This window comes from Rhodoferax sp. XS2R6 (assembly GCF_056521365.1).
Window position 1 is genome coordinate 858,524 of sequence record NZ_JBWMAY010000002.1, and the last position, 24,681, is coordinate 883,204.

Below are 24,681 nucleotides of genomic sequence, written 5' to 3' on the forward strand. Positions count from 1 at the left end.
CGCCACTTGGCTTTGGAACTGGCCGCCGTTCGACGCTTCTCTTACCTGGTCCCGGCCGCTGCGGTGGCGGCGCTGGGGGCCTACACCACCATCTCTTGGTGGGCTTTGGCCATGGTTTTGGGAGGTGTGATGTTTGCCTGGGACTGGCTCTGGGGCGACGCCTATCTGCTGCAAGCAGGGACGGGGGCCTGGTTTATAGGTGCCGGTGTTGTGGGTTTGCTGGCGTCGTACTTGTTGGCGCAGCGTTTGGGCCTGGGGGTGGCGGAGTTTCTGGCGTTGGCTTCTGGCGCCGCGCGCAGGGTCCGTTGGCTGTACAACTTGCCCGCCATCGCCGTGGGTAGCATGGTGTACGGCGGGTTGATCCTCAGCAAGGCAGACTGGTAGCACTTTTCGGGCATCCTGGCTGGGCGCCGGGGAATGCGGTAGGCCGCACTCCGTGAATTAGGTTGCTTGGCCTTGTAATCCGGCGAAGTTGCCCAAAATCTGTTGCCTTACCAACCAATTTTCGAGATGACATGTCCGATTTGATCCAGAAGCTGCAATGGCGTTACGCCACCAAAAAGTTCAACCCCGCCAAAGTGGTGCCCCAAGAGAAGCTGGACCGCATTCTGGAGGCGATTCGCCTGACCGCCACCTCCAGCGGCCTGCAGCCCTACGAAGTGTTTGTGGTGACCAGCAAAGAAGTGCGCGAGCGTATCAAACCGATCGCCTGGAACCAGGAGCAAGTCACCGACAGCTCGCACTTGCTGGTGTTTGCCGCCTGGGACAACTACACCGCCGACCGCATCAACACCATGTTTGACCTGGTGAATACCGAGCGTGGCTTCAAGAACGAAGGTTGGGAAAACTACCGCCAGATGCTGCTGGGCATGTACCCCCAGCGCGATGCCGAGGTGAACTACCAACACGCCGCCCGCCAGGCTTACATTGGCCTGGGTACCGCGCTGATTGCTGCCGCTGAAGAGCAGGTGGACGCAACCCCCATGGAAGGGTTCGATCCCAAGGCGCTGGACGAAATTTTGGGTCTGAAGGCCCGCGGCCTGCGCAGCGTGGCGATTCTGCCGCTTGGTTACCGCGCAGACGAGGGTGATTGGTTGGTGAGCCTGAAAAAGGTGCGCCGTGCCCGTGAGCAGTTTGTGACCGAAGTCGCATGATCCACTGGCGCCGCCTGTTCCAGCCACGCAAGCCTGCGTTCTGGCTCATGCTGGCGCTGAATGGGCTGTCCACGGCCCTGGTGTGGATCGTGCAGCACTACCCACTCACCGCATTGGCCAGTCTGGTCATTGCGGTGTTTGCCATTGGCAATGCCTGGTTGGGTTTGCGGCTGGCGTGGCAGCTGTTGTCCACTCCACCCAACCCGCCGCGATGAGCTAGGTCAGCGCCAGCCGTTTGCTGACATCGAGCATGCGGCTGGCCATTACCGCGCCTAGGGCCTGGCTCAGGGCCAAAGCCACGCTGGGGTGTTCGTGCGCGAGCGAGGCAAACCGGGCCAAACCCATCTCCCAGACTTTGCAGTCGCTATAGGCCGCCACCGAGGCATTACGCGGCAAGCCCGAAAAAAAGCTGCCTTCCCCCACCACAGTGCCAGGCCCCAAAATGGCCAGGTGCACCAGGCCTGCGCTGGTTTTGGTGTCCACCTTGAGGTCACCGCTTTCCAGAAAGTACAGGCTTCGCTCCCGGGCACCCTGGGCAATCAGCAGGTGCCCGCGTGGCAAGGTGGCGGGCTGCACGTACTGGGCGAGCACGCTCCAGCGGTAACTCTCCAGGAATTTGCCCAGCCCGCCTTCATCCGTGTTGCGGGCAATGGCCGCCGCCAGCGGGCTGACATCGTGGCTGCCTTGGGGGAGGGGAACGGTCGAAGTCGTCATGCTGCGTCTCCGGTAAAGGACAAAACCCGATGGGTCGCCCAGGGCCTAGGGTAGCGAGACTGGACCGTGGCTGTCCAGTCCCTTCGGATAACACTTCACACAGGCATGGCTCTGCCGCATGGGCATGGGTCTGGCGTCTACCGCTCCTCAGTGGCCGAACTCCTGGCGTGGCCGGGTTTTGTGGAAAGTCATGGGCACGCCCTGCGCGGCCTGCAGCAGCTCCTGGCGGCTCTGGTTGGCCACACTGGGCTTCATCTTGCCCACCACATGCATCTCGCAGGGTTTGCAGTCAAAGCGCAGGGTGAGTTTCTCCTTGCCGTTGATGAGCTGCAGCGGCTCGGCCTTGACCTGGCCCTGCACACCGGTCACGCCCTTGGCCTGTTTGGGGCACAGGCTCAGCGAGAAGCGCACACAGTGTTTGGTGATCATCAGGCTCACTTCGCCCAGCTCTTCCACCGCCTCGTAGGCCGGGGCAATGACCTTGACGCCATGTTTGGCATAAAAGCCGTGGGCGGCCTGGTTGAACACGTTGGCCAGGTAGCTCAGGGTGTCCTCGGGGTAGGCCACAGGCGGCTCCACCGGTGGGGTGGGCGTCAGGCGCTGGAAGCCTGCTGCGCGGGCACGCTCCAGCGCTTCCACCGCCTCACGGCGCAGGGGGTTCAACACCGATGCAGGCACAAACAGGCCCTTAGCCCCCGTCACATCTGCGGAAGTTGCTTCAAAAATCGTAGCACCCAGTTTGCTGATTTGGATTCGGTTGCTGGCATCTGCGGCGGCAGGGTCTTTGGCAGGTTCAGGCCTCAGGTCAGTCTGGGCCGTGCCTACGAAGCCGTCTTCGTCGGTCAGCGTGAGCGCAATGCCCCGCGCCGTCTGCTGCAGGGTGGCCCAGACGCCAATGCGCCGGTCGCTGCTTTTTTTGTCCAGCACGCGGGTCCAGTTCACATCGCGGTTGCGGTTCACCCCCACACCCTTGCGCAGGTCTTTCAGGCCGGGTAGCGGGTCTTTGGGGAAGACGCGCCACAGGCCCTTGGCTGCGTTCAGGGCCTCTGCGCGGTTGATGGCCAGGCCCACCAACTCCTTTTGCAGGTCGTAGTAGCACAGGCCATCGCCGTTGCTGAGCGCCTGGTTGCGGTCGTTCAGTTCCAGCTCCACGCTGTCGGTGTTGACCTTGGTGACAAAACCAATGGTCTGGCCCGGGTTCTTGGGGCTGTCGAAGGCGCCGATGTCAATTTGGCGGCCCTGCACAAAGTAGTCGGTGAACTCGCGGTTGAAGTTCTGGTTCGGGTCGGGCTCGAAGGTGAACGTGGTGATGCCGCTGCTGCTACGTGCCAACGGTTGGTCCGAGTCTTGGCGGTCTTCGATCAGGCGGTCCAGCAGCTTGCGGTAATGGGCGGTGATGTTTTTCACATAACCCATGTCCTTGTAACGGCCCTCGATCTTGAAGCTGCGGATACCCGCGTCCACCAGTGCGGCCAGGTTCTCGCTCTGGTTGTTGTCCTTCATGGACAGCACATGCTTGTCGTGGGCTACAAAGCGGCCCTTGTCGTCCACCACCTGGTAGGGTAGGCGGCAGGCCTGGCTACATTCGCCGCGGTTGGCGCTGCGCCCGGTGTGGGCCGCGCTGATGTAACACTGGCCGCTGTAGGCCACACACAGGGCACCGTGGATGAAAAACTCCAGCGTGCACTTTTCAGGATCAGTGGCGGCGCGGATGGCGGCGATCTGTTGGGTGGTGAGTTCACGCGCCAGCACGATCTGGGAGAGGCCTACGTCCTGTAGAAAACGCGCTTTTTCAGGCGTGCGGATGTCGGTCTGGGTACTGGCATGCAGTTGCAGCGGTGGCATATCGATGGCCAGCAGGCCCATGTCCTGCACGATCAGGGCATCGACCCCGGCTTCATAGAGCTGCCAGGCCTGCTGGCGCGCGGGCTCCAGCTCGTCATCCCGCAGGATGGTGTTCATGGTCACGAAGATGCGGCTGTTGAAACGGTGCGCATGCTGTGCCAGGCGCGCGATGTCGGCCACGCTGTTGTCGGCGCTGGACCGCGCCCCAAAACCGGGGCCGCCGATATAGACCGCATCGGCTCCGTGGTTGACGGCTTCGATGCCGATGTCTGCCGTACGTGCAGGTGCCAAAAGTTCGAGTTGAAAATCTTGCAAAGACATGGCTTGGGATTATCCCAGCCTCCGATCCCAGGCGGTACACTGCGGCGCTTCCCATGGCCCAAGTTCCCACACCCGCACCCTCCACCCATTGGCCCCGCGTGGCCGTGTTATGGCTCAGCGGCATTCTGGCCGCCATGCAATTTGCCAAGATTGCTGTGGCTTTTGTCGAGCTGCAAAACCACTACGCGGCAAGCGCCGCGAGCATGGGCTGGGTGTTGTCGACCGTGGGCATGGTGGGCCTCTTGCTGGGGGTGACCATGGGGCTGCTGGCCCCGCGCATCGGCTACCGGCGCCTGCTGGTGGGCGGTTTGGGCCTGGGGGCGCTGCTTGCCTTGTCTCAATCATTCTTGTTGCCCTTGCCCTGGTTTTGGGCCAGCCGCGTGCTCGAAGGGGCCTCGCATCTGGCCGTGGTGGTGGCCGCGCCCACCCTCATGGCCGCCAGCGCCGCGCCGCAGCACCGGGCCATTGCCATGGGGCTGTGGAGCACCTTTGTTGGCGTGGCCTTTGCCATTACCGGTGCGGCGGGGCTGCCTTTTATTGACCGTTTTGGGCTCGCAGCCCTGTTCCAGGTCCATGCGTTGGGCTTGGCGGTGGTGGCTGTGGCGGTCGCGCTACTTTTGCCCGCCGATGTGCTGCGCCAACGCGCACCAGGGGCGCCTGCCCAGTGGCAGCCAATGCCCCTGCACCTGCAGGCCCTGCTGCGACAACATATTCACATCTATACACGCTGGACCACCGCTTTGCCGGGCCTGTGTTTTCTGGGCTACACCGGCATGGCGGTGGCGCTGCTGACCTTTTTGCCCCAGCAGGGCGGGGCAGACCGGGTTTGGCTTGCTGCCACCTTGCCGTTAACCGGGGTGGCTGGTACGTTTTGCGCCGGCTGGGTGGCGCAGTACTGGTTGTCACCGCTGCGCCTGACGCGCTGGGCTTTTGTCTCGGTCGGGGTGAGTGGCCTGGCCTGGGGCCTGGGGTTGTGGGCGGGCTGGTGGGTGGCACCGGTGGCGCTGGTGCTCATGTTTGCGGCCGGACTAGCAGGGGGCAGCTCGTTTGCGCTGATTCCTTTTCTGAACGAGGAGCCCGCCCAGCAGGCCCGCGCCAATGGCGCCGTGGCGCAAATGGGTAACCTGGGCGCTACGCTGGGCCCTCCCTGTTTTGCATTGGCCATCAGTGGTCTGGGAGGCAGTGGCCTGGCGTTGTGTGTGCTGCTGTGCGCCAGTTTCGGGCTCTCCCTGAGCCTGTGGGGCACGGCCCAGCAGAGGCGTGGCGCTGCATGAAGCCTTTGCGCCACGCCAGTGTTGACGTGCTGCGCGGCGTGGCCATGCTGTGGATGACGGTTTATCACTTCTGTTTTGACCTGCAAAACGCGGGTTTGATACAGCAAAACTTTTACACCGATCCGGTGTGGACATGGCAGCGCACTTTCATTCTGAGCCTGTTTTTGTTGTGCGCCGGGGCCGGGCAGGCGCTGGCCGGCCAACAAGGCCAGCGCTGGCCCCAGTTCTGGCGACGCTGGGGGCAAATTGCCCTGTGTGCGCTGCTGGTCACGGCGGGTTCTGCGCTCATGTTTCCCAACAGCTACATCTACTTTGGCGTACTGCACGGCATGGCCGTGATGCTGCTGATCGCGCGCCTTACCGTGCACTGGGGCCGCTGGCTCTGGTGGCTGGGGGCGCTGGCAATTGCTATGCAATACATAGCTGCTCGCGCAATGGATACGGGCTGGTTGGCCACTTTCTTTAATGAAAAACCGCTCAACTGGTTGGGCTTGATCAACACCAAACCCATCACCGAGGACTATGTTCCGCTGGTCCCATGGATGGGTGTCATGTGGTGGGGCGTGGCCGCCACCCAGTGGTGGCTGCGCCGGCGGTTAGCTGGCCCGGCCTGGGTGCCTGGGCCAGCCCTGCGTCCGCTGGCCTGGCTGGGAGCCTGGAGCCTGAGTTACTACATGCTGCACCAGCCGGTGCTGCTGGCACTGCTGTGGCTCGCCGCCTAACGTACCGCCCGGCGCGGCTGTAGCAGTTGCTGGTTTTGCTCGGCGTCCAGCAGCTGCGCGCGCAAGCCGGCGATAGCGCTGGCGTGGAGTTGGGAGACACGGGATTCGCTCAGGCCCATCCGCGTACCGATCTCGTGCATCTTGTGCTCCTCCACGTAATACAGGTTGAGTAATTCCTGCATCTGCGCATTAAGTGCCCGCAGGCTGCTGGCCAGTGCCTTGCGAAACACCGAGCGTTCCAGCAGCACCAGCGGGTCGGTATCGCTGCCTGCACATTGCTCCAGGTAGCCGTGCATGTCGGCGTTTTCGGCCAGGTCGTCCAGCGAGACCAGCAAATACCCATGCGCTTGCTGCAGCAGCTGGCGGTAGTCCTCCAGCGCCATGTCCATGGCTTGGGCCACTTCGCCTTCGGCTGGGGCACGCCCCAATTGGTGGCCTAGCTGCTGCAGGGTTTGCTCTACCAGCCGCATGCTGCGGCGTACCTGGCGGGTGGCGGGGTCCAGGGCCCGCAGGCCGTCGATCATCGCCCCGCGGGCGCGCTGGGCCAGGTAATGCTCAAACTCCGCCCCAGATGTCTCCCGCGTGGTGCGAATGATGGCGTCTATCAGCCCTAGCATGCCGTCCTGCACCAGATCGTCCGTCAGTACATTGGGAGGCATGCCGTGGGCCAGGGAGCGCGCAATCTTGCCCACCAGCGGGCTGTGCTGGCGCACCAGCTGCTGGTCATCCGGGTGGCTAAGGTCGGGTTTGCGGCTCATAAAAACGACGGGCAAAGAAAAAGCGCGGCCGGGACCGCGCTTTGACTGTAATGCTTCGCAGAAAGCCCGGGGAATTATTCCACCTTGGCTTTGGCGCGCAGGTCTTCCTGGAACTTGCCCATCTTCTGCTGGGTCAGCTGTTGGGCGATCTGGGGCTTCACGTCCTCCAGCTTGGGCAACTGGGGATCGCGGATGTCTTCGAGACGGATGATGTGATAACCAAACTGGGTCTTCACCGGGGTCTCGGTGGTTTTGCCCTTGGCCAAAGCTACCAATGCGTCCGAGAACTCTTTCACGTAGTTGCTGGGGTTGGCCCAATCCAGGTCACCGCCATTGGCGCCGGAGCCGGGGTCCTTGGAATCTTTCTTGGCGATGTCTTCAAACTTGCCGCCCTTTTTCAGCTTGGCGATGATGGCCTTGGCCTGGTCTTCTTTTTCGACCAGGATGTGGCGGGCGCGGTATTCTTTGCCAGCGTTGGTCGCAGCAAACTTGTCGTACTCGGCCTTGATTTCTTCATCGGTCACCGGGTTCTTCTTCTGGAAGTCGGCAAACAGTTCCCGAATCAGGATGGACTGGCGGGTCAGTTCCAACTGGTTCTTGTAGTCATCGGTGGCGTCCAGGCCGCGGGCCTGGGCTTCCTGCACGAAGATTTCGCGGGCGATGATTTCTTCCTTCAGCTGGCCTTGCATTTCGGGCGTCACGGGACGGCCGGAGCGCTTCACCTGTTCGGCCAAGGCATCCACGCGGGACTTGGGAACGGCTTTGCCGTTCACGATAGCGATGTTCTGGGCCATGGCGACCGAGGCAGCGCTCAGTAGCGCAGCGGCGGCCAGGGCGGTCAAAATGTGCTTCTTCATACCGTTTCCTTCAGGGATACTTTTATCAAGTGGGGGTGCTGCCAGAGGGCGAGTCTTCGGCCTCAATGGCCAGGGCATGCAAGCCCTGATCAATGAAATCTTGCAGCGCATCATACACAAGGCGATGGCGCGCCACACGGCTCTTACCTGTAAACAATTGTGAAGCGATACGCACCCGAAAGTGGGTACCAAAACCCGTGTCATTGGCACCTACATGGCCGGCGTGTTGGTAGCTTTCGTCCAGCACTTCCAGGCGGCTAGGGGCCAGCCGTTCTTGCAGGCGAATCTGCAGGTTGGCGGCGGTGGGGATGGCGGTCATGGTGCGGGTTTGTCCTGGGATGCTTCGTCCCCCTTGAGATAGGGCGAAATGTACAGCCCCTGCCCAATGATGAACACCAGCGGAAACACATAACCCCAGAGCTTGAAGTTCACCCAGGTCTCGGTGCTGTAGTACAGCACCACATAGGCATTGATGGCCGCCATGAACAAGGTATAGACAATCCACGCCACATTGAGCCTGTGCCAGATGCTGTCGGGCAGCTCCAGCTGGCTGCCCAGCAGCAACTTGAGGAAGTTTTTCTTCAGGCCCCAGACGGCCACCGCCAGGGCAATGCCCATGACGGTGTACAGCACCGTGGGTTTCCACTTGATGAAGCGGTCGTCGTGCAGCGCCAAGGTCATGGCGCCAAAGCCCAAAATCAGCACCAGTGTGATCTTGTGCATGACCTGGAGCTTGCGGTCCATGCCGTAAATCACGGCCATCTGCAACACGGTGGCACCCATGAGCACGGCAGTACCCACGTAGATGTCGTAAAACTTGTAGGCGCCGACGAACAGCAGGATGGGGAAAAAGTCGAGGAAGGTTTTCATGCAGGCGTGAAGTGTAGCGAGGCCGAGTTCATGCAATAACGCAGGCCGGTGTCGGTGGGGCCGTCATCAAACACATGGCCCAGGTGCGCGCCGCACTGGCTGCACACGGTTTCCACCCGCCGCATGCCGTGGCTGGTGTCGGTGATTTCCTTAATGGCGCCGGGGACGGCCAGCGAGAAGCTGGGCCAGCCGCAGTGCGCGTCGAACTTGGTCTCGGAATCAAACAGTGTGTTGCCGCAGCAGATGCAGTGGTAGCTGCCATCGGCCCACTGGCGTTCGTACTTGCCGCTGAACGGGCGCTCGGTGGCGGCGTGGCGCGTCACCTGAAAGGCCGCGGGTTCGGCGCCTTTCTCGGCCAGCAGGGCCTTCCATTCGTCGTCGGTTTTGGTCACGGGGTACGTCATAGAGGTTCCTTGGTTAAGTCTTGTTTTCCCGCCGGGCCGTCCCAAGGGAAGACATGCCCCCTTGGGGGACAGCGACCCGCAGAGCGGTGGAGCGTGGGGGCCACATCCTCAGGAGCTGCAGCTGATGGCGATGCTGCCCGCCCAGTCGGGTGGGAAGTCGGCCCAGGCCGCGTGCTCCTCGTGTTCGTCGAACGGGTGCTCCAAAACTTTCAGCAAATCGGCGACCACGGTGAAATCCTTGCGCTTGGCGGCTTGGATGGCCTCTTCGCCCAAATGGTTCCGCAGCACGTACCTGGGGTTGGTTTTAAGCATCAAATTGGCCGCTAGCCCCCGTGGAATATGCGCGAGCAGCTCTGAATACGATAGCAGCCAGGCATCAAACCCGGTCCTGTCCAGAAACAGGTCACGCACCGAGGCGTAGTCCGCGCGCTGCTCGCGCGCCCAGTGGCTCAGGCGGCGCCAGAAGATGGTGAAGTCCACCTTGTCGGCCGCCAGCAATTTCAGAATGTCTTCGATCAGCGGGCGGTGCGCCTCCTGCAGCTCGGCAAAGCCCAGTTTGGCGGCCATGCGTTGGGCAAATGCCAGCGGGTAAATGGCTTTGAAGGTTTCCAGCGCTGCAATGGCTTGTTCCTGCTCTGCTATCAGCGGCATCAGCGCCTGGCCCAGGCAAAACAGGTTCCAGTACGCCACATTGGGTTGTTTGTAAAAGGCGTAACGACCCTGGTGGTCCGAATGGTTGCAGATGTGGCCGGGGTCGTAGGCGTCCATGAACTGGAAGGGGCCGTAGTCAATCGTCAGCCCCAGGATGCTCATGTTGTCGGTGTTCATCACCCCGTGGCAAAAGCCTACAGACTGCCACTGCGCCACCATTTGCGCGGTGCGCTCGGTCACCGCGGCCAGCAGGCACACATAGGGGTTGCCGCCCCAGCGCGCATCGGTGCGGCATTCGGGGTAGTGGTGGTCGATCACAAAGTCGGCCAGCACCTTGAGCTGGTCGTGGTGCCCGTGGTGGCAAAAATGCTCGAAATGGCCAAAGCGGATAAAGCTGGGTGCCAGGCGTGTGACCACGGCCGCGGTCTCCATCTCTTCGCGGCGCACCGGCGCGTCCGAACCCGTCACGCACAGCGCACGCGAGGTGGGGATGCCCAGACCGTGCATTGCCTCGCTGCCCAAAAATTCTCGGATGCTGCTGCGCAGCACGGCCCGGCCATCCCCCATGCGGGAAAACGGTGTCAGTCCCGCGCCTTTGAGCTGCACCTCCCATCCCGGTGTTTCGCCCAGCAGGATGGCGCGGCCATCGCCCAACTGGCCGGCCCACTGGCCAAACTGGTGGCCGCTGTAAACACTGGCCAGTGACAGCCCACCCGCGAGCGGACGGTTGCCGGTAAAGGCTTGCAGGGCGTCGTCCGACTGCAGCCACTGCGGCCCCAGGCCCCAGGCCTGCGCGGCGCTGCTGCTGCGGCCCACCCAGTAGGGGGCAGGCAAGGGGGTGGGGGAGAGTGCGGCGTAAAAGTCATCGCCCAGCGTGGCAAAGCGATTGACCCAGGACAGACCCACCTCCAGTGGGTCGTCCAGATGTGACGAAATAGGCATGGCTGAATTGTCCCGCATATGACTAATGCAGGCCTTTTTCAGGGGCTTGCTGGGATTACCATGCGGCGACGCGTAGGCGACACCCGTCGCGGCGCCCAGCGATCGTCCAAATAATTACAGAGGTGACCCATGTTAGGTTTGATGCAAAGCCAGCAACTGCTGATTTCTACCCTGATTGATTTTGCAGAGCGCCACCATGGCGAGGGTGAAGTGGTGTCACGTCGAGTGGAAGGGGATATCCACCGCACCACCTACAAAGAAGTGGCGGTGCGCGCCCGCAAGGTGGCCCATGCATTGGACCAGTTGGACCTTGCGTTCAGCGACCGCGTAGCCACGCTGGCCTGGAATGGCTACCGCCACCTGGAGCTGTACTTTGGTGTGAGCGGCTCGGGCCGCGTGTTGCACACGCTGAACCCGCGCCTGCACCCCGACCAGATCGTCTGGATTGCCAACCACGCGGAAGACCAGGTGCTGTGTTTTGACATGACCTTCCTGCCCATCGTCATGGCCGTGCACAGCCGCTGCACCACCATCAAACATTTCATTGCGTTGTGCGACGCGGACAAGCTGCCCGCCGACACCGGCATCCCTGGTCTGCAAAGTTACGAAGCCTGGATGGGGGGCCAACCCGAGCAATACAGCTGGCCCGAGTTTGACGAAAACTCGGCATCGAGCATGTGTTACACCAGTGGCACCACCGGCAACCCCAAGGCGGCGCTGTACAGCCACCGCTCCACCATCCTGCATGCGTTCTCCGGTGCGCTGCCCGATGCCCTCAACATGAGCGCGCGCGATTCGGTGCTTCCCGTCGTTCCCATGTTCCACGTCAACGCCTGGGGGCTGCCGTATTCCGCCGCCATGACCGGTGCCAAACTGGTATTCCCCGGCCCCGCCATGGACGGCAAGTCCATCTTTGAGCTGATTGAATCCGAGAAGGTCAGCTTTGCTGCCGGTGTGCCCACGGTGTGGCAAATGATGCTGGCGCACATGCAGTCTGCCAGTCTCAAGTTCTCCACCCTCAAACGCACCGTGATTGGCGGTTCGGCCTGTCCACCGGCCATGATCACTGCGTTCAACGACGTGTACGGTGTGGAAGTGCTGCACGCCTGGGGCATGACGGAGATGTCACCGCTGGGTACGGTGTGCACGCTCAAGAACAAACACCTGCCCATGGACTCGGCCGACAAGATGAAGGTGCGCCTGAAGCAGGGCCGCGGTATTTATGGCGTGGACATGAAGATCGTGGACGAGGCTGGTGCAGAGCTGCCCTGGGATGGCAAGGCCTATGGCGACCTGCTGGTCAAAGGCCCCTGGATCATCAGTGAATATTTCAAAGGCGAGGGCGGTTCGCCGCTGGTGGATGGCTGGTTCCCCACGGGTGATGTGGCCACCATCGACCCCGATGGTTATATGCAAATCACCGACCGCAGCAAGGACGTGATCAAGTCCGGCGGCGAATGGATCAGCTCGATTGATGTGGAGAACATTGCCATGGCCCACCCCGCCGTGGCCATGGCCGCGTGCATCGGCATGAAGCACCCCAAATGGGACGAGCGCCCCATCATTGCGGTGGTCAAGAAGCCTGGCAGCGATGTCACACGCGATGAGTTGCTCGCCTTTTACGAAGGTAAAACAGCGAAGTGGCAGGTGCCCGACGACGTGGTGTTTGTGGATGCAATTCCGCTGGGCGGCACGGGCAAGATGCAGAAGAGCAAGTTGCGTGAAATGCTGCGGGACTACTGCTTGCCCGCGCTCTAAAACAGTGCGCGCAGTCGCATGGGTGATACCTCTTGGTGGAAACCCTTGCGCTGCACTGCACAAATAAATGTACGCTGCGCAGGCTTGAGTTTTACAGGAGACAAACCATGACAACCACACTCAAATTCATCGCTGCAGCTGCCTTGGTGGTCTGTGCCCAAAATGCCCTCGCGCAAAAAGGCGAGACCGTCAAAATCGCCTGGATCGACCCCTTGTCCGGCTTGATGGCGCCCGTGGGCACCAACCAGCTCAAGAGCTTTCAGTTCTTTGCCGAAAAGTTCAGCACCAACAACCCTGCAGGCGTCAAATTTGAAGTCATTGGCATTGACAACAAACTCAGCCCCACCGAGAGCCTGAACGCACTCAAGTCGGCCCTGGACCAGGGCGTGCGTTACATCACGCAGGGCAATGGCTCGGCCGTGGCCGGTGCGCTGATTGACGCTGTGGCCAAACACAACGAACGCAACCCCGGCAAGGAAGTCATCTTCCTCAACCACTCCGCCGTGGACCCCGATTTCACCAACAGCAAGTGCAACTACTGGCACTTCCGTTTTGACGCAGACACCTCCATGAAGATGGAAGCCATGACCACCTTCATGGCCGATAAAAAAGACGTGAAAAAAGTCTACCTGCTGAACCAAAACTACTCGCATGGTCAGCAGGTGTCGCGCTACGCCAAAGAGACCCTGGCCCGCAAGCGCCCGGACGTGCAAATCGTCGGCGACGACCTGCACCCCCTGGCCCAGGTGCGCGACTTTTCGCCCTACATCGCCAAGATCAAGGCCTCGGGTGCCGACACGGTGATCACCGGCAACTGGGGGTCTGACTTGGCCCTGCTGGTCAAGGCAGCCAACGAAGGCGGCTACACCGGCAGCTTCTACACCTACTACACCGGGGTGAGCGGTACGCCCACCGCGCTGGGCGCCAACTCTGCCGGCCGTGTCTACCAGATCGCGTACAGCCACTACAACATGGGTGGCCAGATGGACAAGTGGACAGCCGACTTCAAGACCAAGTTCAACGACGACTTCTACACCGGCTCCGTCATCCACATTTACACCGCACTGAGCGAAGCCATGGCCAAGGCCAAGTCCACCGATCCCGTCAAGGTGGCGGTAGCCTTGGAAGGCATGAAGTTCAAGAGCTACAACGGTGAGGTGGAAATGCGCAAGACCGACCACCAACTGCAGCAGCCCCTGTACATGACCGTATGGCAAAAGGCGGACAAGAAGTACCCCTACAGCCCTGAAAACACCGGCATGACCTTGGCCCCGGTCAAAACCTTCGAGTCTTACGTGTCCAGCACCCCCACCAGCTGCCAGATGAAGCGCCCTGGCTAAGCGGTCATCGGTGTAGCGTACGCAGGCCCGACCCGGTCATCCTTGTCGGGCCTTTTTTTGGGTGGATGCCCTGTGCATCTGCCGCGGGTTGAAAGGTAGTTAGCGGATGGAGTTTTTCATCATTTCGATGCTGAACGGTTTGAGCTACGGGCTCCTGCTGTTCATGCTCAGCGCCGGCCTGACGCTGATCCTCAGCATGATGGGCGTGCTCAACTTTGCGCACGCCAGCTTTTACATGGTGGGGGCCTACCTGGGCTACACCGTGTCGGGCTGGGTCGGCTTTTGGCCTGCGCTGGTGGTGGCCCCGTTGGTGGTGGGCGCCATGGGCGCAGTATTTGAGCGTGTGGCCCTGCGCAAAGTGCACAAGTTTGGCCACGTGCCCGAACTGCTGATTACCTTTGGCCTGTCCTACATCCTGCTGGAACTGGTGCAACTGATCTGGGGCCGCACTGCGCTCGAATTCAAGCCACCCCTCTCACTGCAAGGCCCGGCCTTTACGCTGGTGAACCATGCGGTGAACGGCCTGCAACTGGTATGGGGCGCTGCACCGGCCGAGCTGTGCGCGGCAGCCGATACGGCGGTGCGCGTGGTGTGTTCGCCATTTCCCATGACGCGTGGTTTCATGATGGTGATTGCGCTGCTGATGCTGCTGGCACTTTGGCTCATGTTGACGCGCACCCGCATTGGCCTGGTCATCCAGGCGGCATTGACCCATCCTGAAATGGTGGAGTCCCTGGGCCACAACGTACCCCGCGTCTTCATGCTGGTGTTTGGCGTAGGCACGGGGCTTGCCGGCTTGGCCGGCGTCATCGGTGGCAGCACCTTTGTGACCGAGCCGGCCATGGCAGCCACTGTGGGCTCCGTTATCTTTGTCGTGGTGGTGGTGGGTGGCATGGGCTCGCTGTCCGGTGCCTTTCTGGCGTCGGTGCTGATTGGTGTGATCCAGACCTTTGCTGTGGCGTTTGACTACTCGCTGCTCGATGTGTTGCCACGCCTGGGTGTGCAGGTCAGCGACACGCTGCGCAACAACTCGGTGGCCAAGCTCACCATTGCCCAGGTAGCGCCCATCTTGCCCTACCTGTTTTTGGTATTAATTTTGATATTCAGGCCCAAGGGATTGCTTGGCACCCGGGAAGGCTGATCCATTTATGCAAGCTAGCAAGCGTTATTACGCCTTCAAACCCCTGAATGTGGGGCGCATCCTGGTGTGGGGCCTGTTTGCCCTGCTGCTACTGGTGTCTCCGCGTGTGTTCACCAGCGGTCTGTCCATCACCATGCTCTCGCAGATGGGCATTGCCATCATTGCCTGCCTGTCTTACAACATGCTGCTGGGGCAGGGCGGCATGCTGAGTTTTGGCCATGCGGTGTACACCGGCCTGGGCTCTTACATGGCTATCCACGCGCTCAATGCTGCGGGTGCAGGCACCTGGGCCATCCCGGTAAGCCTGGTCCCGCTGGTGGGCGGTGTAGCCGGCATGGGCTTTGCCGCCTTGTTGGGTTATGTCACCACACGCAAGTCGGGCACCACCTTCGCCATGATCACGCTGGGCATGGCCGAGCTGGTGTTTGCCATGTCGCTGATGTTCTCCGAGTTTTTTGGTGGCGAGGCCGGTGTGTCGGCCAACCGCGTGGTTGGGCAGCCTTTTTTCGGCATCACCTTTGCGCCCGCGGTGCAGGTGTACTACCTGATCGCGGCCTACACCTTTGTGGCGGTGGCCGCCATGTTTGCCTTCACCGGTACGCCGCTGGGCCGCATGCTCAACGCCGTGCGCGACAACCCGGAGCGTGTGGAGTTCATCGGTTACAACCCGCAGCGCATCCGCTACACGGCCTTCATCATTGCGGGCTTTTTTGCCGGCATATCTGGCGGTCTGGCGGCGCTGAACTTCGAAATCGTCACGGCCGAGGTGGTGGGCGCATCGCGTTCGGGTGCCTACCTGCTGTTCACCTTTCTGGGCGGCGCGACCTTCTTCTTCGGTCCCATCCTCGGTGCTGTGCTCATGGTGCTGGCCTTTGTGCTGCTTAGCGAGTTCACCAAAGCCTGGTTGCTGTACCTGGGCCTGATCTTCCTGTTCATGGTGATGTATGCCCCGGGTGGCATTGCCAGCCTGATCATGATGAATCTGCGCGTGGCCAAGTTCGGCAAGCTGGGCCGCCTGTGGGTCAGCTACATGGGCTTGGCGGGCACGGCCCTGGTGGCCTTGGCTGGCGCGGGCGCCATGGTCGAAATGGTCTACCACCAGCAACTTAATGCGGCCCTGGGGCCGGAGCTGCGTTTTCTGGGGGCCACGCTCAACGCCACCAGTCTCAACAGCTGGTTTGGATCATTGTTGGTGCTGGTCACTGGGGTCGCCCTGTTTGAGCTGGTGCGCCGCCAGTTCAGCCGCGACTGGAGCGAAATCCAGGAAGAGATTGAAAAAGAAACCCAGCGGAGGGACGCCCTGTGAGCGCAACACCCCACCAGACGCCGGCACTGGAACTGCGCGACCTGCGCAAAAGCTTTGGCAAGTCTGAAATCATCCGTGGTGTCAACCTGGCCGTACAGGCCGGCGAGCGCGTGGCCATCATCGGCCCCAACGGTGCCGGCAAGTCCACGCTGTTCAACCTGATCAGCGGGCGGTTCGAGTCCAGCAGTGGCGACGTGTTGCTCAGTGGCCAACGCATCAACGGCAAAAAACCGTTCGAGATCAACCGCCTGGGCCTCTCGCGCAGCTTCCAGATCACCAACATCTTCCCCAAGCTCAGCGTGTTCGAAAACCTGCGCTGTGGTGTGCTCTGGAGCCTGGGCTACAAGTACACCTTCCTGAAGTTTCTGGTGGACCTGGACGACGCCAACGAGCGCGCCGAAGAGCTGATGACCATGATCAAACTCGACCGAAAACGCGATGTATTGGCCATGAACCTGACCTACGCCGAACAACGTGCACTGGAAATTGGCGTCACCATTGGCGGCGGCGCCAATGTGATCTTGCTGGACGAGCCTACCGCGGGCATGAGCAAAAGCGAAACCGGGCGCTTTGTGGGCCTGATCAAAGAAGTGACCGAGGGCAAGACCCTGCTGACGGTGGAGCATGACATGGGTGTGGTGTTTGGCCTGGCCGACAAAATAGCCGTGGTGGTCTACGGCGAGGTGATTGCCTTTGACACGCCCGAAGCCGTGCGCGCCAATCCACGTGTGCAGGAAGCCTACCTGGGCTCCTCGGTGGCCGACGCGCAGGCGGGAGGACACTGACTATGTTGAGCATCAAAAATCTGCACGCCTTCTACGGCAAAAGCCATGTGTTGCATGGCGTGGACATGGCGGTAGGCGAGGGCGAAATTGTTGCCCTGTTGGGGCGCAACGGCTCGGGCCGCTCCACCACGGCCAAGGCCATCATGGGTTTGGTGGAGTGTGAGGGCTCGGTGCAGTGGAAAGGCCAGGAAACCCGCGGCAAAGAGGCCTTTGAGATCGCCCACCTCGGCATCGGTTATGTGCCTGAAAACCGCGACATCTTTCCCAAACTCACGGTGCAGCAAAACCTGCTGCTCGGGCAAAAACGCAGCAAAAAGCAGGGCCGCTGGAGCTTTGACGACATGTACGCCATGTTCCCGCGCCTGAAAGAACGGGAACACACCGAAGCCGGTGTTTTGTCCGGTGGCGAGCAGCAAATGCTGACCCTGTGCCGGACCCTCATGGGTGACCCGGACCTCATCATCATTGACGAACCCACCGAAGGCCTGGCGCCCAAGATCGTGGAGCTGGTCGCCCAGTACCTCAAAACGCTGCGGGATCGCGGTATCTCGGTGCTGCTGATCGAACAGAAGCTCACCATCGCCATGGCCATCTCGGACCGCTGCCTGGTCATGGGCCACGGCAGCATTGTGTTTGAAGGTACGCCCCAGGCGCTGCGCGAAGACAGCTACACGCGCAAAGAGTGGCTGGAGGTCTAAGGGATAACCCTTGGTTTGTCCCACGTGGGACAAAAGCGCTTGGAATGGCAGGCAAAGCACCTACAATCGCAAAAAAGAACGATCGTTCTATTTTCTTCTCTGGCTCCACCTTTTCAAGGAACGAAAGCATGACCGCCCAGTACCAAGTCCATGGCGATATCGCCGTCATCACGCTGAACAACCCGCCCGTCAACGGCCTGGGCTTGTCCACCCGGCAAGGCATTGCAGACGGCATGGCCCAGGCCAACGCCGATGCTGCGGTCAAGGCCATCGTGATCACTGGTGCTGGCAAGGCGTTTTCGGGCGGTGCAGACATCAAGGAATTTGGCAAACCCACCGCTCTGCAGGAGCCCAACCTGATCAGCGTGATCGGCGTGTTGGAAGCCTCTGGCAAACCTGTGGTGGCAGCCATCCACACCGTGGTCATGGGCGGCGGGCTGGAACTGGCCCTGGGTTGCCACTACCGCATTGCCGCCCCTGGCACCAGCGTGGCCCTGCCCGAAGTGAAGCTGGGCTTGCTGCCTGGCGCCGGCGGCACGCAGCGCCTGCCGCGCGTGCTGGGTGTAGAGCCCGCACTGAACATGATCGTCAGCGGTGAAACCGTCAAGAGCGACATGCTGGTTATGGCCCCCGGCCAGAAGCTGTTCGACAAGTTGTCCGCGTCGGCCGAGAGCGTGCTGGAAGAGGCGATGGCCTTTGCGCGTGAAAAGGCGGATGTGCGGCCCTTGCCGCTGGTGCGCGACCTGAAGTGCAAGCACCCCATGGGCGATGCCTACTTCCAGTTTGCCCGCAACATGGTCAAGGGCATGAGCAAAAACTTCCCCGCACCCGCCCTGTGCGTGGACGCTGTGGAAGCCGCTACCAAAAAGAAGTTTGACGAGGGCATGGCCGTAGAGCGTGACATCTTCATCAAGCTCATGTGGACGGCTGAGAGCAAGTCTTTGCGCCACCTGTTTTTGGCTGAACGTGCAGCATCAAAAATGGCCGATGTGCCCGCAGATACTGCGCAACGCGCTATCAACTCTGTAGCAGTCATTGGTGCTGGCACCATGGGTGGCGGCATTGCCATGAACTTCTTGAACGCGGGCATCCCGGTCAAGATGCTGGAGATGAAGCAGGAAGCGCTGGACCGCGGCATTGCCACCATCCGCAAAAACTACGAAGCCCAGGTCGCCAAGAAGAAACTCAAACAAGACAAGTACGAGCAGCGCATGAGCCTGCTGAGCACCACGCTGAGCTACGACGAGCTAAACACTGCCGACATGGTGATCGAAGCCGTGTTTGAAGAGATTGGCGTGAAGGAAGCCGTGTTCAAGGAGCTGGACCGCGTGATGAAGCCCGGTGCCATCCTGGCGTCCAACACTTCCACGCTGGACGTGAACAAGATTGCGGCTTTCACCAAGCGCCCCGAAGACGTGGTGGGCCTGCACTTCTTCAGCCCCGCCAACGTGATGAAGCTGCTGGAAGTGGTGCGCGGCGAGAAGACTGCCAAGGACGTGATGGCCACCGTCATGAGCCTGGCCAAGAAGATCAAGAAGACCGCTGTGGTGTCTGGCGTGTGCGACGGCTTCATCGGCAACCGCATGATCGAACAGTACGGTCGCCAGGGTGGCTTTTTGCTGGACGAAGGTTGCACCCCCGCGCAGGTGGACAAAGCCATGGAAAAGTTTGGCATGGCCATGGGCCCGTTCCGCATGGGCGATCTGGCCGGCAACGACATTGGCTGGGCCATTCGCAAGCGCCGCTACACCGAGCAGCCTGACATGAAATACAGCAAGACTGCCGACCTGCTGTGCGAAAAAGGCCGCTTTGGCCAGAAGACCGGTGCCGGCTGGTACGACTACGTGCCCGGCAAGCGCGACGCCATCCCCAATGCCGAGGTGGTGGCCATGATTGAAGAACACCGCAAGAGCCTGGGCATCACGCCCCGCAAGATTTCGGACGAAGAAATCGTGCAACGCCTGGTGTTCAGCCTGGTGAACGAGGCCGCCCACATCCTGGAAGAGGGCATTGCTGCCAAGGCCAGCGACATCGACATCGTCTACATCTTTGGCTACGGCTTCCCCGCACACCGCGGCGGCCCCATGAACTACGCCGACGAAGTGGGCCTGTTCAACGTGGTGCAAGCCATGAACCGTTTTGCCCAGAATCCGCTGGACGACGCCAAGTTCTGGCAGCCCGCGCCGCTGTTGGCCAAGCTGGCAGCCGAAGGCAAAACCTTTAACTGACAGGCCACCGCACCATGGCCAAGAAAATAGCGTGGGCTGTGCTGGCTTTGTTGCTGGGTGTGGTGGCCGTCCTGGCCATTAACACCCTGCGCAAGGGCTCGCGCCAGCTCGACGTGCCGCCTGTGCCTGTGCTGGCCGTGGACGAAGCCAGCGCCGCCCAGCGCCTGGGTGAGGCAGTGCGCCTGCGCACCATCTCTTCGCGCAGCGATGCCAACCTGAGCGCGGACCAGTTCAAGCAACTGCATGCGCTGCTGCAGGCCAAGTTTCCCAAAACCCACGCCGCCCTCAAGCGCGAGGTGGTGGGCGGGCTGAGCCTGCTCTACACCTGGCCTGGCAGCAAACCAGAGCTGCAACCCATTCTGCTGATGGCGCACCAGGACGTGGTGCCGATTGCCACCGGAACCGAAAAAGCCTGGAGCACCGAGCCCTTCAGCGGCGAGGTGAAAGACGGCTTTGTCTGGGGCCGCGGCGCCTGGGACGACAAGGGCAACCTCATGGCCCAACTGGAAGCCATCGAGATGCTGGTGGCCAGTGGCTACCAGCCCGAGCGCACGGTGCACCTGGCCTTTGGTGCCGACGAAGAGGTCGGCGGCCACCGCGGTGCCGAGCAGATTGCCGCGCTGCTCAAGGAGCGCAAGGTACGGCTGGACTTTGTCATTGACGAAGGCCTGCTGATTACCGAAGGCATCATGCCCGGCCTCAAGGCCCCGGCCGCGTTGATCGGTGTGGCCGAAAAAGGCTACCTCTCGGTCGTGCTCAAGATGTCGGCCACGCCCGGCCACTCGTCCATGCCGCCGCCCAAGGGCACCAGCGCCATTGCCATGATGAGTGCGGCCCTCAAGCGCATTGACGACGAGCAGTTGCCCGGGGGCATTCGCGGTGTGGCTGACGAAATGTTTGCCACCGTGGCACCCGAGATGAGCGGCTTTTCGCGCGTGGCGTTGTCCAATCTGTGGCTGTTTGGCCCGATTGTGCAAAAGCAGCTGGAAAGCGGCGCCGGCACCAATGCTGTCATGCGTACCACCACCGCGCTGACCATTGTGAACGCGGGCAACAAGGACAACGTATTGCCCGGCCAGGCCGAGGCCACCGTCAACTTTCGCCTGCTGCCTGGCGACACCAAAGACATGGTGGTGGAACGCACCCGCGCGCTGGTAGCAGACGCCACCAAGACGGACAAGTTTGAACTGTTTGCCCTGCCCGGTGGCGCCGAAGCCTCCAAGGTCACGCCCACCGATTCTGCCCAGTACGCGCTGATCAACCGCACTATCCGTGAGGTGTTTCCTGGCACCCTGGTGGCACCGGGTCTGATGATTGGGGGCTCTGACTCGATCCATTTCGGCGAGATCAGCGATCACATCTTCAAGTTCTCGCCCGTGCGCGCCGGCCCGCAAGATCTGCCACGTTTCCACGGCACCAATGAACGCATCGCCATCAGCAACTATGTGGAGCTGATCCGCTTTTACCACCGCCTTTTGACGCAAGGTGCCAAGGCACCCCAACCCTGACCCTATTTAGGAGAGCTTCACCATGACATCAGCAGTAATCGTTTCCACCGCACGCACCCCCCTCACCAAGGCCTGGAAGGGTGCTTTCAATATGACCCACGGCGCCACCATGGGCGGCCACGTGGTCGAGCACGCCATCCAGCGCGCCGGCATCGAAGCCGGTGAGGTGGACGACGTCATCATGGGCTGCGGCACGCCCGAAGGCGCCACCGGCGCCAACATTGCCCGCCAGATTGCGCTGCGCGCTGGTTGCCCCGTAACTGTGTCGGGCATGACCATCAACCGCTTTTGCTCCTCTGGCCTGCAAACCATTGCCACCGCCGCCCAGCGCATCATGGCCAACGAAGGCGACATTTACGTAGCCGGTGGCGTGGAAGCCATTTCTTGCACCGCGCAAGAAATGAATATGCACATGCTGCAAGACCCCTGGCTCATGAAGAACAAGCCCGAGGTCTACTGGGCCATGCTGCAAACCGCCGAACAAGTGGCCAAGCGCTACAACATCAGCCGCGAGGCCATGGACGAGTACGGCGCCAGCAGCCAGCAAAAGGCTTCGGCCGCGTTGGAAAAAGGCCTGTTCAAGGACGAGATCGCCCCCATCACCGTGACCATGGGCGTGGCCGACAAGGTTATGGGCCTGATGACCAAGCAGGTCACGGTCAGCGATGACGAAGGCATTCGCGCTGGTACCACCTATGACGGCATCAAGGACCTGCGCTCTGCCGTGCCCGGTGGCTTGGTGTCCGCCGGCAACGCCAGCCAACTGTCCGATGGCGCTGGCGCCACCGTGGTGATGCACGAAAAGCTGGCCGAGCAAAAGGGCCTCAAGCCCCTGGGCCGCTTCCTCGGTTTTGCCGTGGCCGGTTGCGAGCCTGACGAAATGGGCATCGGCCCCGTGTTCGCTATTCCCAAGGTGCTCAAGCGCTTGGGCCTGACCATCAACGACATCGACCTGTGGGAGCTGAACGAAGCCTTCGCCGTGCAGGTGATCTACTGCCGCGACAAGCTGGGCATCCCCGCTGACAAGCTCAACGTCAACGGTGGTGCCATCGCCGTGGGCCACCCCTTCGGCATGAGCGGCCAGCGCCTCACCGGCCACGCCCTCATTGAAGGCAAACGCCGCGGCGCCAAGAAGGTCATGGTGACCATGTGTATTGGTGGCGGCATGGGTGCTGCGGGCGTGTTTGAAGTGCTGTAACGCCGCATCGGCATCTGCCAAGCCAAAGGCCACCGGAGACGGTGGCCTTTTTCTTTTTCACACAGACTTCACTTTACCCGCACCGTGCCATCACATCGGCATCGCACACGCTGCTGACACTGCCAGCACATGCAACAACAAGGGTCTGAGATGATGAAAAACGCACTGTTTTTGAAATGTGCACTGGTGTTTCTATTGGGCATCTTGCTGTGGGTGCCGCTGCTGATGATTGAAAACACCATCCACGAGCGCACCAGCTACCGCGAAGAGGCAGTGCAGGCCATTGCCGCCAGCTCTGCCGGCGAACAAACGCTGTGGGGCCCGGTGCTCACTATCACCGTGGACGAGGAATTTGACGAACCCGTCACAGGCTGGTCCAAGGCTGGCGCGGTGACAGGCACCACCCGCGCCACGCGCAAACACACTCTGCAGGTAACCCCATCTGCAGTCGATTTGAAGGGCCAGATGGACGTAGAGCGCCGCAAGCTGGGCCTGTTCAGCACCCCTGTGTTTGAGCTCAACGCCACGCTGAGTGGCCACTATGTGGCGCCCACGGCCAAAGACTTGCCAAGGCTGGGGCCCAACGCCCGACTCAAGTGGGGCACCCCGGTGTTGACCGTGGGTGTGGGCGACACGCGCGGCATCGCCGGTGCGCCTGTGGTTACCCTGGCAGGGGCTACGCTGGCCATAGAAAGCGGCAGTGATGTCAAAGACTTTACAAGTGGCTTTCATAGCGTCGCCAGCGAGGTGAACCTGGACGGCAGCGCCAAGACCTTGCCATTTACCGTGACGGTGCGCCTGGTGGGCACCAGCGGTTTCGGTTTTGTGCCCGTGGGCGATGTTGTCACTGCCGACCTGAGCAGCAACTGGCCGCACCCCAGCTTTGGTGGCGACTTTTTGCCCCGCACACGAACCGTGCAAGATACAGGTTTTACAGCCCAGTGGGGTACAACCGCGCTCGCATCCAATGGTGGTGCGACCGCACAAGGGTTTCAAGTGCGCCTGATTGAACCGGTGGACGTGTACCAGCAAGCCACACGCTCGGTGAAATATGGCTTCCTGTTCATTGCACTGAGTTTTGCCGCCTTTTTTGTCTTCGAGCAGCTCAAGAACCTGCGCATCCACCCCATCCAGTACCTGCTGGTGGGCCTTGCCCAAGCGGTGTTCTTCTTGTTGCTCACTAGTTTGTCGGAGCACATGGCCTTTCCCGTGGCCTACGGCCTGTCCGCTACGGCGTCGGTGGTTTTGGTGGGTGTGTACTTGGCCTCGGTGCTGCGTGGTGCCGCACGGGCTGTTGGGTTCAGTACCGCCATGGGCACGCTCTACGCAGCGCTATTCGGCATCTTGCAGTCCGAGCAGAATGCGCTGTTACTGGGCTCTGTGTTGATGTTTCTGTTGTTAGCTGCTGTGATGCTGGGGACGCGCAAGGTGGATTGGTATGGGCATGGTTCACACTAACTTCCTCGGCCGGGAAGCACCCGGCTGATGGGACAATGACTCGTATGTATTTGAGCCTTGGCTACTGCCTGCTTTGTCCCACTTCCCAACATCTGATTCATATCCATGATGAGTAAAAAATGGGCATGCTTGGCGATACTCTTGCCAGCCCTTGTGAAAGCGGACCTCCTGGAAGACCAGATGCAGCTTTGCAAATGGGACCTATCTGAGTGGCGCATGCCCAAGTTTCTCCAGTCTCGCCAGAACCTGCCCCCTGAGATCAAGGTGGTTCTGAAGTCTTGCGATGCGGGTGGCCCCACTTACCAAATGAGGGCCGCGCAACGCACCGTCAAACTGCAGGACAGCTGGTACGAGGGGGACAAGTCGACGGCCTACTTTTTTCGACCCAAACAGCTTGCGCCCAGCTACTGGACCTTTGATTACGAGGGATACGAATGGAGCGGCATCACTTTTGTCAACAAGGTGACTGGAGATATGGCCGACACGCCTTGTAATAGCGTTGCTTCAATGCACTTCAGTCCCAAGGGGGATCGTGCTGTGTTCCTTTGTAGTCCTCACTACGGTGAAGAAAGCGAGGAGCTGCATGCTGTCGTTCTCGTCGGCAAACCAAGATTTTTTCGATTGACCTCCAGGCATCCAGGCGCAGACTTTTCCGTGACTTGGCCGACAAACTCACTTGCCGCAGTGCAATTTCGCGGCATCTCACCAAAGCCTGTCATTCGAAAGTTCAACATTCATGATTGATTTTG

24 protein-coding genes are annotated in these 24,681 nt (G+C 61.0%); 16 read left to right on the forward strand and 8 right to left on the reverse strand.

From position 1 onward, the window contains the following. The first annotated feature begins 6 nt into the window (after positions 1–6). The 3 genes from AC097A_RS10510 to AC097A_RS10520 all read left to right on the forward strand — a co-directional run bounded on the left by AC097A_RS10510 (position 7) and on the right by AC097A_RS10520 (position 1,369). Positions 7–384: a hypothetical protein gene (locus AC097A_RS10510; RefSeq protein WP_479620779.1), complete on the forward strand. Its 378-nt coding sequence runs from the start codon at positions 7–9 to the stop codon at positions 382–384. Between the two features lie 131 nt (positions 385–515). Continuing rightward, entirely contained in the window at positions 516–1,154 is a 639-nt protein-coding gene (locus AC097A_RS10515; protein ID WP_105260881.1) for an NAD(P)H-dependent oxidoreductase, read from the forward strand. Further along, on the forward strand, positions 1,151–1,369 hold the full coding sequence (locus AC097A_RS10520) for a hypothetical protein (RefSeq protein WP_236635295.1): 219 nt from the start codon (positions 1,151–1,153) through the stop codon (positions 1,367–1,369). Before AC097A_RS10515 ends, AC097A_RS10520 begins: the two co-directional genes overlap by 4 nt. A gap of 1 nt (position 1,370) precedes the next feature. Here AC097A_RS10520 and AC097A_RS10525 read toward each other — a convergent pair whose 3' ends face one another. Further along, the gene (locus tag AC097A_RS10525) at positions 1,371–1,868 is read right to left on the reverse strand and encodes a cyclic nucleotide-binding domain-containing protein (protein WP_315479149.1); all 498 of its coding nucleotides are present in this window, start codon (positions 1,866–1,868) and stop codon (positions 1,371–1,373) included. 147 nt (positions 1,869–2,015) lie between these two features. Beyond that, complete coding sequence (locus tag AC097A_RS10530; protein ID WP_479620780.1) at positions 2,016–4,034, reverse strand: peptidase U32 family protein; 2,019 nt, start codon at positions 4,032–4,034, stop codon at positions 2,016–2,018. Between the two features lie 53 nt (positions 4,035–4,087). On the opposite strand from AC097A_RS10530, the gene AC097A_RS10535 reads away from it, so the two are divergent. Together AC097A_RS10535 and AC097A_RS10540 are read left to right on the forward strand one after the other, a co-directional pair. Next, a complete protein-coding gene (locus tag AC097A_RS10535) occupies positions 4,088–5,308 on the forward strand; it encodes an MFS transporter (RefSeq protein WP_479620781.1) in 1,221 nt (406 codons plus the stop codon). Beyond that, positions 5,305–6,030, forward strand: a complete 726-nt coding sequence (locus tag AC097A_RS10540; RefSeq protein WP_479620782.1) for a heparan-alpha-glucosaminide N-acetyltransferase — start codon at positions 5,305–5,307, stop codon at positions 6,028–6,030. The genes AC097A_RS10535 and AC097A_RS10540 overlap by 4 nt, the downstream gene beginning before the upstream one ends. Here AC097A_RS10540 and AC097A_RS10545 read toward each other — a convergent pair. The 6 genes from AC097A_RS10545 to AC097A_RS10570 form a co-directional block, all read right to left on the reverse strand. Next, complete coding sequence (locus AC097A_RS10545) at positions 6,027–6,788, reverse strand: FliA/WhiG family RNA polymerase sigma factor (protein WP_315479145.1); 762 nt, start codon at positions 6,786–6,788, stop codon at positions 6,027–6,029. The two genes, AC097A_RS10540 and AC097A_RS10545, sit on opposite strands and share 4 nt — an antisense overlap. Before the next feature lie 74 nt (positions 6,789–6,862). Further along, entirely contained in the window at positions 6,863–7,645 is a 783-nt protein-coding gene (locus AC097A_RS10550; protein ID WP_479620783.1) for a peptidylprolyl isomerase, read from the reverse strand. Positions 7,646–7,670: 25 nt separating this feature from the next. Beyond that, positions 7,671–7,964, reverse strand: a complete 294-nt coding sequence (locus AC097A_RS10555; protein ID WP_479620784.1) for a BolA family protein — start codon at positions 7,962–7,964, stop codon at positions 7,671–7,673. Next, positions 7,961–8,515 (reverse strand): septation protein A, encoded by a 555-nt coding sequence (locus AC097A_RS10560; protein WP_479620785.1) that lies wholly within the window; start codon positions 8,513–8,515, stop codon positions 7,961–7,963. The genes AC097A_RS10555 and AC097A_RS10560 overlap by 4 nt, the downstream gene beginning before the upstream one ends. Beyond that, complete coding sequence (gene msrB, locus AC097A_RS10565; RefSeq protein WP_105260890.1) at positions 8,512–8,919, reverse strand: peptide-methionine (R)-S-oxide reductase MsrB; 408 nt, start codon at positions 8,917–8,919, stop codon at positions 8,512–8,514. The genes AC097A_RS10560 and msrB overlap by 4 nt, the downstream gene beginning before the upstream one ends. A 108-nt stretch (positions 8,920–9,027) precedes the next feature. Next, positions 9,028–10,512: a protein adenylyltransferase SelO gene (locus AC097A_RS10570; RefSeq protein WP_479620786.1), complete on the reverse strand. Its 1,485-nt coding sequence runs from the start codon at positions 10,510–10,512 to the stop codon at positions 9,028–9,030. 129 nt (positions 10,513–10,641) lie between these two features. Between AC097A_RS10570 and AC097A_RS10575 the strand changes: the two genes are divergently transcribed. The 11 genes from AC097A_RS10575 to AC097A_RS10625 all read left to right on the forward strand — a co-directional run bounded on the left by AC097A_RS10575 (position 10,642) and on the right by AC097A_RS10625 (position 24,676). Beyond that, a complete protein-coding gene (locus AC097A_RS10575) occupies positions 10,642–12,270 on the forward strand; it encodes a 3-(methylthio)propionyl-CoA ligase (protein ID WP_479620787.1) in 1,629 nt (542 codons plus the stop codon). Between the two features lie 107 nt (positions 12,271–12,377). Then, a complete protein-coding gene (locus AC097A_RS10580; protein ID WP_315479139.1) occupies positions 12,378–13,610 on the forward strand; it encodes a branched-chain amino acid ABC transporter substrate-binding protein in 1,233 nt (410 codons plus the stop codon). Positions 13,611–13,716: 106 nt separating this feature from the next. Then, positions 13,717–14,751 carry a branched-chain amino acid ABC transporter permease gene (locus tag AC097A_RS10585; RefSeq protein ID WP_479620788.1) on the forward strand — a complete coding sequence of 345 codons (1,035 nt, stop codon included), beginning with the start codon at positions 13,717–13,719 and terminating at the stop codon, positions 14,749–14,751. A gap of 7 nt (positions 14,752–14,758) precedes the next feature. Beyond that, positions 14,759–16,057, forward strand: a complete 1,299-nt coding sequence (locus AC097A_RS10590) for a branched-chain amino acid ABC transporter permease (protein ID WP_479620789.1) — start codon at positions 14,759–14,761, stop codon at positions 16,055–16,057. Continuing rightward, entirely contained in the window at positions 16,054–16,842 is a 789-nt protein-coding gene (locus AC097A_RS10595; RefSeq protein WP_479620790.1) for an ABC transporter ATP-binding protein, read from the forward strand. The genes AC097A_RS10590 and AC097A_RS10595 overlap by 4 nt, the downstream gene beginning before the upstream one ends. 2 nt (positions 16,843–16,844) lie before the next feature. Then, positions 16,845–17,540 carry an ABC transporter ATP-binding protein gene (locus tag AC097A_RS10600; RefSeq protein WP_105260897.1) on the forward strand — a complete coding sequence of 232 codons (696 nt, stop codon included), beginning with the start codon at positions 16,845–16,847 and terminating at the stop codon, positions 17,538–17,540. Between the two features lie 128 nt (positions 17,541–17,668). Further along, on the forward strand, positions 17,669–19,768 hold the full coding sequence (locus tag AC097A_RS10605) for a 3-hydroxyacyl-CoA dehydrogenase NAD-binding domain-containing protein (RefSeq protein ID WP_479620791.1): 2,100 nt from the start codon (positions 17,669–17,671) through the stop codon (positions 19,766–19,768). A gap of 14 nt (positions 19,769–19,782) precedes the next feature. Further along, on the forward strand, positions 19,783–21,276 hold the full coding sequence (locus tag AC097A_RS10610) for a M20 family peptidase (RefSeq protein ID WP_479620792.1): 1,494 nt from the start codon (positions 19,783–19,785) through the stop codon (positions 21,274–21,276). 22 nt (positions 21,277–21,298) lie between these two features. Further along, positions 21,299–22,474: an acetyl-CoA C-acyltransferase gene (locus AC097A_RS10615; RefSeq protein WP_105260900.1), complete on the forward strand. Its 1,176-nt coding sequence runs from the start codon at positions 21,299–21,301 to the stop codon at positions 22,472–22,474. 150 nt (positions 22,475–22,624) lie between these two features. Next, on the forward strand, positions 22,625–23,932 hold the full coding sequence (creD, locus tag AC097A_RS10620; RefSeq protein ID WP_479620793.1) for a cell envelope integrity protein CreD: 1,308 nt from the start codon (positions 22,625–22,627) through the stop codon (positions 23,930–23,932). A gap of 105 nt (positions 23,933–24,037) precedes the next feature. Further along, entirely contained in the window at positions 24,038–24,676 is a 639-nt protein-coding gene (locus AC097A_RS10625; RefSeq protein ID WP_479620794.1) for a hypothetical protein, read from the forward strand. Positions 24,677–24,681: the final 5 nt, after the last annotated feature.